The following is a 618-nucleotide window of genomic DNA, read 5'->3' on the forward strand; positions in this document are numbered from 1 at the left end:
CGATGGCGAATGTGTTACGTCGCCCAGAATGGTGCACGGAATTGCAGCAGCGCTGGGAAGCGCAGATCCCAATTGCGGACAAAATGGGCATCAAAATCAACCAATACACCGGTTATCAGTTCGAATGCAGTGCCCAGCTCAATCCGAATTTGAACCCGCACAATACCATGTTTGCTGGTTCGGCATTTACGTTGGCAACGCTGACGGGATGGGGAATGACGTGGTTACTGCTCAAAGAGCGCGGTTTGCATGGCGATATTGTTCTGGCAGACAGCTCGATTCGTTATCGTCATCCGGTGGAGCAAAATCCGGTGGCGAGTACCTCGCTTGATGGTATCAGTGGTGATTTGGATCGCTTGGCGTCAGGGCGCAAGGCGCGCATTGTCATCCATGTGGTGATTTACAGCGGCGATACGCCTGCGGTTGATTTCGTTGGCACGTACATGCTGTTGCCCAACTATTCGCAGCTACTCAGTTGCTAGTTCTTCTTCGGCTACGACCTCGTTCGTAGCCGGCTCTAACTCTTCTGTTATCTCCTCAACCAGCTCTTCTTCCGGTTGCTCTAGATTCGCCTCTGCAATGCCATGAAAGCTCGATTCCTCCGGCTGAGCATCGTTC

General features: G+C 52.6%; 1 protein-coding gene. It reads left to right on the forward strand.

The features are described from left to right. Positions 1-482: thioesterase domain-containing protein (locus tag R7O13_RS28440; protein ID WP_318305400.1), on the forward strand; the 482-nt coding region annotated here is incomplete at its 5' end. Positions 483-618: the final 136 nt, after the last annotated feature.

The sequence above is a fragment of the Vibrio sp. Y176 genome (assembly GCF_033438945.1).